The 7,685-nt window shown below is 40.6% G+C and carries 7 protein-coding genes; all 7 read left to right on the forward strand.

The annotated features are described in order from the left end of the window. Positions 1 to 182 precede the first annotated feature (182 nt). A complete protein-coding gene (locus DFR79_RS04625; protein ID WP_166637973.1) occupies positions 183 to 572 on the forward strand; it encodes a type II toxin-antitoxin system RelE/ParE family toxin in 390 nt (129 codons plus the stop codon). 54 nt (positions 573 to 626) lie between these two features. Beyond that, positions 627 to 920 carry a helix-turn-helix domain-containing protein gene (locus tag DFR79_RS04630; protein WP_133514335.1) on the forward strand — a complete coding sequence of 98 codons (294 nt, stop codon included), beginning with the start codon at positions 627 to 629 and terminating at the stop codon, positions 918 to 920. 149 nt (positions 921 to 1,069) lie between these two features. Beyond that, complete coding sequence (locus DFR79_RS04635; protein ID WP_133514336.1) at positions 1,070 to 1,516, forward strand: RrF2 family transcriptional regulator; 447 nt, start codon at positions 1,070 to 1,072, stop codon at positions 1,514 to 1,516. A 229-nt stretch (positions 1,517 to 1,745) separates the two neighbouring features. Further along, complete coding sequence (locus DFR79_RS04640; protein ID WP_133514337.1) at positions 1,746 to 4,100, forward strand: sulfurtransferase TusA family protein; 2,355 nt, start codon at positions 1,746 to 1,748, stop codon at positions 4,098 to 4,100. A 98-nt stretch (positions 4,101 to 4,198) separates the two neighbouring features. Continuing rightward, a complete protein-coding gene (locus tag DFR79_RS04645) occupies positions 4,199 to 5,437 on the forward strand; it encodes an O-acetylhomoserine aminocarboxypropyltransferase/cysteine synthase family protein (RefSeq protein WP_133514338.1) in 1,239 nt (412 codons plus the stop codon). Then, positions 5,438 to 7,177, forward strand: a complete 1,740-nt coding sequence (locus tag DFR79_RS04650; RefSeq protein ID WP_208107488.1) for an adenylyl-sulfate reductase subunit alpha — start codon at positions 5,438 to 5,440, stop codon at positions 7,175 to 7,177. A gap of 24 nt (positions 7,178 to 7,201) precedes the next feature. Next, the gene (locus DFR79_RS04655; RefSeq protein ID WP_133514339.1) at positions 7,202 to 7,507 is read left to right on the forward strand and encodes a 4Fe-4S dicluster domain-containing protein; all 306 of its coding nucleotides are present in this window, start codon (positions 7,202 to 7,204) and stop codon (positions 7,505 to 7,507) included. The last annotated feature ends 178 nt before the right edge of the window (positions 7,508 to 7,685 follow it).

Genomic DNA, 7,685 nt, shown 5'->3' on the forward strand with positions numbered 1-7,685 from the left:
AATTTTAGTCTGCAGCTTTCGGTAATATTACTTTGCAATTTCCGGTAATTTTAGTATACAATAAACAAAAATATGTTAACTAATCATAAATTGTTTGATAATTAATGACTAATAAGTTATAATTAATATAGATTAAAGTAAGTTGAAATTAATAAACCTGATATTTATATTGACGATTGGCGGTGGCTGCTATTTTTGATGAAAAATTAAACCGAGTTAAATTTTTAATAGAAGACGGTCGAGATGTCATTAATGACTTTATTAGTGGCTTAGGAAAAAAGGAAGCAGAAAAGATAATTAGAGTAATTAATCTGTTAGATGATCTGGGTTTTAAAAGATTAATTCTTACAGAAATGTGTGCAGGGGTAGTTGGTTATAATAATTTATGGTATTTGAGAGCAAAATACAGGTCTAATATATATAGAGTGTTTTTCTTCAAATATTTTATTGATGGTCATGAGGTTTATATATTAGTTCATGGAATAGTTAAAAAAACTAATAGAACTCCTCCAGGTGCAATTAGCTTAGCAGACAGAAGAAAGAAAAAAATTATAGCTGAATTAGAAGGATAATATTTTTGGCATATATATCTAACAATATTAATTATCTGGGAGGTTTAAAATATAATGGGAAATAAATATGGAATTAGAAATAAGGATGATTCTTTTAAAGAATTAATTAAAAATAGAAGTGATTTAAAAGATACAGTTGAGGGACTTGATCCTGTTTATGAGTTAAGGAAAAAGATATTATTATTAAGATTAGATAAAGGTTTATCACAGGAGGAGTTGGCTGCTAGAGCGGGAATGAAACAGTCAGTTATATCTAGAATAGAAAATGGTGAGAGCGAGCCAAGAATTGAGACAGTTAATAGAATAGCAAAAGCGTTGAATAGAAAGGTGAAAATAGATTTAGTTTAATTTATAATCTCACTGTAGCAGGTGAGGTTTTTCTTTATCCACTTTGAAAAAAATGGAAATTAGCTTGACATGAATCAAAGTCAATTATAATATTAATAATGGAATAACCAAATAATTTAGAAATAAATTAACAGAAGGAGAATTTTGCTATGGAAATTTCAGCACAGGGAAGATATGCTCTCAGAGCCCTGGTCGATCTGGCAGTAAATGCTAATGACTCTGCCCTTCCTTTAAGAGAAATCTCTGAGAGACAGAATATCTCAGAAAGATATTTAGAACAGATATTTGCCAGACTAAAAAAGGCAAATTTAATAAAAAGTGTGCGCGGAGCTCACGGTGGCTATTTACTGACCCGGCCTCCAGAAGAAATAACTGTTAAAGATATCATGCAGGTAATAGAGGGCAGGCTGGCTCCAGAGGCTGAACCAGAAAAACATTCGCAAGAAGAACTTTATCAGCAGATGGCCCAGGAACTCTGGACTAAAATGGAATCAAATCTATTCCAGCTGCTGGAATCAATCACTCTGGCAGATTTAAAACAAAGAACTTTAGAACTTAAAAAAGAAAATAATGAAGGTTATATGTACTATATTTAAAATAATACCGCTTTAATTAAAGCAGAAGCTTAACAGGCTTCTCTTTTTTTATGCTCATTTATGTTCACGCACCGGGTACGTGAACATAAATGAACATTTTATTGAGTAATTTGTAAAATATCTTACATTTTTATTGACATAGCTCTAAATATCCTGTATTATTATTTTTAAGTTAATACCGAATGAATTGATAGGGATTTTCATATTTAAAATTGAGAGGGTGAGATGAATGAGTGAGGCAGTGTTTAAAATACCTGAGACAATCAGGGAAGACACAGGAAAGTTCAAAGAAAATTTAAAGCAGTTTTTAGCAGGCGATTTATCGGCTGAACGGTTTAAGGGTTATCGAGTGCCGATGGGAATCTACGGCCAGCGGGGTGACTTTGAAGACGAAAAGTACATGGTCAGAGTTAGAATTCCCGGAGGATTTTTGACAGAGGAGCAGTTTAAGCTGCTGGCCGAGTTGAGTAGAGAGTATGGTGACGGCTACCTGCATTTTACCACCAGACAGGATATTCAGCTGCATCAGATTGAGATAGATGACAGTGCAGAAGTTTTAGACAAACTTCTAGAGGCGGGATTAAGTCCCCGTGGTGGTGGAGGTAATACAGTCCGCAATATAATGAACTCTCCTGCAGCTGGTGTTGATCCGGCAGGTAGATTTGATACAACTGCTCACTGTCTGGCCTTAAGTGAATATTTACTGGCAGATCGTTCTTCTTTTAATCTGCCCCGAAAGTACAAGATTGCATTTTCGGTCAGCCATCAGGATCAGGGACTGGCAACAATCAATGACTTAGGTTTTATTGCTACTCTTCAGGAAGGACGTCGTGGTTTTAAGGTTTATGCAGCCGGGGGAATGGGTAATGAGCCGGCAGTGGCCTTTAAGCTGCTTGATTTTGTGGCAGAAAATGAAATTTTTGCTGTGGCAGAGGCAATTAAAAGATTATTTGACCGTTATGGTGACCGCAGCAACAGACATCAGGCCCGCCTGCGCTTTGTTCGCCGCCGGTTTGGAGAAGACAAATTTAAAGAATTATTTTTGGAATATTTTAATGAAGTTAAAGCAGAGGCTGAAGCCGGTGAACTGAAATTTACTGACCTTGACTATTATAAAAATCAGATTGAATCCGGAAAAGCAGCTGATGTTCTGAATCTAAATCCACTCAATGGAGACCTGAAGTATCAGGAAGTTATGGATTTAATTCAGCTGCTGCAGAAATACAATCTTAGTGTTAGAACTACCAATAAGCAGGGATTACTTTTAAGAGGAGTTAAAAAGTCAGAGCTTAAAGCTTTAAAAGAAGATTTAGCAGCCGTCAATCAGAGTTTGCTTGATTCGGAGGCATTATCAGCTGTGGCCTGTAAGGGAGCTTCCACCTGTCGACTGGGACTCTGTCATTCTCCAAATCTGGCAGAAGCAATCAGGGAAAATCTCTTAGAAGTTGAACAGCAAAAACGCGAATCTTTACCTCAGATTTATATCAGCGGCTGCCCCAATTCCTGTGGTCAGCATCACATCGGAAAGATTGGGTTTGAAGGAAAGGCCAAACGAGAAAATGGCAGATTAATCCCCTATTATTCACTCCTGCTGGGAGCAGAAGTGAGCGAAGAAAACACTCAATATGCCGAAAAAGCTGTTGATTTACCGGCTAAAAGAATTCCTTCATTTTTAGTTGAACTGGCAGAAAAACTGGCTGCAGCTAAAGATTACAGTCTGGAGCGATTTAATGACTATCTGGAAACTGGTGGTCAGGAAGAAATTATTCAGCTTGCTCAAAAATACACAGAAATTCCTGCCTACAGTACAGAACCTGATTTCTATCAGGACTGGGGTCAAAATGAGGACTTTTCTCTGGCCGGACGCGGACCGGGAGAATGTGGAACCGGAGTGCTGGAGATTGTGCGATTGGACCTTGATCAGGCTGAAGCAGCTTATAAGAAGGGAATTACAGAAGGGGACAGTGACAGCCTCTATCAGGCAATTATTGCAGCTTCCCGTTCGTTATTAATAGTCCGTGGAGTTGATACAGAAAAGGATAGAGTAATTATTAAAGAGTTCAAAAAGAAATTTATTGCAGAAGACTGGGTTGCAGACTCAAAAGAGGAACTGCTGGAACAGGCCCTTGATTATCGACTGGGTGATCAGGAAGAATTATTAAGCCTGAGTTCGGAAATTAAAGACTTGATTGATCGCCTGGAAGCTCTCTTTAATTCTTTAAATTCAAGTCTGGAATTTACAATTGAAAAAGTAACCGCAGTTAAACATTCCGGGGCTGCTGATTCGACAGAGACAGAATCTGCTGCTAAAAATAACGAAGATGATAAAGACGCTGCAGTAGAAAAAAAGCAGTACCGGCGCAAGGATCTAAGAGGAGTCCAGTGTCCGATCAATTTTGTCAAGGCTAAACTCTTCCTGGAGCCGCTGCCAGCAGGAGAGATTGTCGACTTTTACTTAGATGAAGGTGAGCCGATTAAAAATGTGCCCCGCAGTCTGGAAAATGAGGACCATGAAATTCTCAAAAATGAAAAACAGCCGGAAGGCCATTATCTGCTTCGGGTTAAAAAAGCTGAGGATAATTAAACAGGCAGCAGCTGTTACTGAAAGTTAAATTGAGGGCAGTAAGTAAAATTGTATTGACTGCAGCTTGATTTCAAAAGAATTGCAGGAGGAGTGAGAAGATGAGTAGAGACTATCAATTTGAAACAAAGGTTTTATTAACTAAAAGTAAGGACGAAAAGGGGGCGGTTTCTCCCCCGATTTATCAGACAAATGCTTTTGAATACGAGACAGCCGAAGAACTGGAAAAAGTATTTAAGGGTCAGGCTCAGGGCTATAACTACACCCGGGTCAGCAATCCGACCAATAATCAATTTGAAGAAAAGATGAAAGAACTGGAAAATGGAGTTGGCGCCCTGGGCACAGCTTCTGGAATGGCAGCAATTGCAACTGCAGTGCTGGGACTGGTGGAAGCTGGAGATGAAATCATTGCCGGCAACAGTCTTTTTGGTGGAACCTACAACTTTTTCAAAAAAGACTTAAAACAGTGGGGTATTAAATGCAGCTTTGTGGAGACAACTGAGCTGGAGGAGTACAGGCAGACGATTACCCCCAGGACTAAGCTGATTTATCTGGAAACAGTGGGTAATCCCAAACTTGATATTCCTGATATTAAAAAGCTGGCTGAACTGGCCCATGAGCACGGTCTGCCTCTGATTCTGGATAATACCCTGATGACTCCCTATCTTTTTCTGGCAAAGGACTATGGAGTCGATATTGTTCTGCATTCTACTTCTAAATTTATCAACGGCAGTTCCAATTCTATCGGGGGTGTGATAATAGATACCGGTAATTTTAACTGGGCGGAAAGTGATAATCCCCTGCTGGCCGAATATCTTAAATTTGGAACTTTTGCCTATCTGGCTAAATTGAGGCAGGATATTTTTCGGAATCTGGGTCCGGTGGCAAGTCCTTTTAATTCTTTTCTCAATAATCTGGGGGTAGAGACTCTGCCCTTAAGAATGGAAAAACACTGCAGAAATGCTCTGAAGCTGGCTAAGTTTTTAGAGTCAGCAGCTGGAGTGAAAAGGGTAAATTATCCGGGACTTAAATCAAGTCCCTATCATAAGCTGGCTGCAGAACAGTTTGATAATCATTTTGGTGGACTTTTGACTTTTGAGGTAGAGAATAAAAATGAAGCATTTAAGCTGATCAATAAGCTGGAGCTGGCCCGGAATCTTTCCAACCTGGGAGACCTGAGGACCCTGGTTGTCCATCCGGAGTCAACTATTTATCACAGTTTGAGTCAGGCTGAACAGCAGCAGCTGGGAGTTAATCCGGCACTGATCAGAGTTTCAGTTGGAATTGAAAGTCCGGATGATATTATCTTAGACTTTAAAGAAGCACTGGCAGCACTTTAAGTGGAGGCAGCAAAATGGAGAAAAAAAATTATAGAAACAGATCTTCTGGTCATTGGTGGTGGAGCTGCCGGCTGTTATGCTGCAGTTACCGCCCGGAGAGAGGATCCCAAACTGGATGTTACAGTTATCGAAAAAGCACATATCGAAAGAAGCGGCTGTCTGGCGGCAGGGATTAATGCGATCAATGCCTACTTAAATCCTGGTGAAACTCCGGAATCATATCTTCATTATGTCAAAAATGACAGTTATGGACTGGTCCGTGATGATCTGGTTTATTCTATCGGTCGGGGCTTAAATAAGGTGACCCGGGAGGTAGAGGACTGGGGCTTAAAGATTTTAAAAAATGAGGACGGAAACTATTTAAAGCGCAGTTCTCGCAGTATCAAGATTGAAGGTGAGAACTTTAAGGAAGTTCTGGCAGCTGAGGTTGAGCGGAGTGGAGTCCGGATTTTAAATAAGACGGCTGCTCTAAATTATATTCAAAAAGATGGTAGAGTCTGTGGTGCTTTTGCCCTCAATTTAAGAGAAGATAAGTTTTATGTGATTAAGGCTAAGGCTGTGATCTGTGCCACCGGGGGAGCGGCTGGAATTTATGAGCCTAATAATTCTGGTCAGGCCCAGCATAAAATGTGGTATCCCCCCTTTAATACTGGAGCCGGTTATGCAATGGGCATTCGAGCCGGAGCTGAGATGACAACATTTGAGATGCGTTTTGTGGCTTTAAGGGTTAAGGATGTGATTGCCCCCACCGGCAGTTTTGCTTTCGCAGGAGGTCGCCAGGTCAATGATCTGGGAGAAGAATATCTTAAAAAATATAATCGAATTACCACTGCTATGAGGCTTTATGCAACTGTCAGGGAAAATAAGGAGGGACGTGGTCCCTGTTATCTGGACCTCGGCCACCTGGAGACTGAGAAGAAGGAAAAACTGGCAGAGTCGCTGCTGGGGATGTGTCCTGGAATTGTACTCAAGTGGGAAGATAAACAGGCTGACCTATCGGAGCTTAAGGTTGAGATTGAAGGAACCGAGCCCTATATTGTCGGCGGTCACTGCCAGTCGGGTTACTGGATTGGTCTGGATCGGAGTACAAGTCTGCCCGGACTTTTTGCAGCTGGAGATGTGGCAGGAGGAGCTCCCAAAAAATATGTGACCGGTGCCTTTGTCGAAGGAGAAATAGCAGCTAAATCTGCGGTTAGAGAAATAAAGGAGCTGCCGCAAAATTTTTTAGATTTAAATATAAGTGAGTTAATCACTAATGAATATCAGAGATTGAAATCTGTTTTAGATAATTCTGAGGGGCCTGGCGCTTCTGACCTGGAGGAAAGCTTACAGCAGCTTATGGAAAATTACGCTGGCGGCAGAAGTCAGTATTATGAGCTGGAAGCTTTGAAGTTGAAGCAGGCGCGCTCAAAATTAAAAGAGTTAAAAGCAGAAAGCAAAAAAGTGAAAGCGGATTCTTTGAGAGATTTTCTGGCTGTCCAGGAACTGCTGGAGAGAATTGATGTAGCAGAAGTTCTGATCGAACACCTGCTTTACAGAGAAGAAACCCGCTGGCCCGCCTATCAGAGTCGGATAGATTTTCCGGAACGCAAAAAAGAATGGCGGAAGTTTGTTAATTCGCGGCGCAATCTGGCCAGTGGAGAAGTAGAAATTATAGAAAGAGAGTATAAAAGTTTAGAAGAATATTCCGCTTTTGCCGACCGCAGTCAGGAAGATTTTTATCTGGAATATAATTTATAAGATTTTTATGGGGAGTGAAGACAAATGGCAATTAAAATTGATCAGAGTATTTGTGATGGCTGTCCTGATTATCAGGAAGGCCGCTGTGAGAGAATCTGTCCCGGTAATCTAATTGCAAAAGAAGGCGAAAAGGCAGAAATGAAAAGACCGGCAGAGTGCTGGGACTGTGCGGCCTGTGTTAAGGCCTGTCCCCGTAATGCTATTAGTCTTTATCTGCCTGAAGAAGTCGGAGGCCAGGGAACAAAATTGAAAGTTCAGCAAAACCAAAAACGTTCACTCTGGATTTTCGATCGAGAAGATGGAAGCAGAAAAGTATATAAAACTGGTTAGGACCAGGTTAAAGAGAATTATTTCACTTGTACCAGGTACAAAAAGGCCCTTTTGTACCTGGTACCTAGTTTGCCTGGCATGAATATTTGCTAATCAGTGAAAGTCTGATGTGGGGGTTAATAGTGCCAACCGCTAGCTGAAGACAAGGGTGTCCATCGCGAGGTGGAATCTGAAGGAA

The organism is Halanaerobium saccharolyticum (assembly GCF_004362045.1).
Classification (GTDB): Bacteria; Bacillota; Halanaerobiia; order Halanaerobiales; family Halanaerobiaceae; genus Halanaerobium; species Halanaerobium saccharolyticum_C.

Coding starts and splice junctions, on each gene's coding strand:
- DFR79_RS04630 (WP_133514335.1), top strand. CDS start 627: ATGGGAAATAAATATGGAATTAGAAATAAGGATGATTCTTTTAAAGAA.
- DFR79_RS04635 (WP_133514336.1), top strand. CDS start 1,070: ATGGAAATTTCAGCACAGGGAAGATATGCTCTCAGAGCCCTGGTCGAT.
- DFR79_RS04640 (WP_133514337.1), top strand. CDS start 1,746: ATGAGTGAGGCAGTGTTTAAAATACCTGAGACAATCAGGGAAGACACA.
- DFR79_RS04645 (WP_133514338.1), top strand. CDS start 4,199: ATGAGTAGAGACTATCAATTTGAAACAAAGGTTTTATTAACTAAAAGT.
- DFR79_RS04655 (WP_133514339.1), top strand. CDS start 7,202: ATGGCAATTAAAATTGATCAGAGTATTTGTGATGGCTGTCCTGATTAT.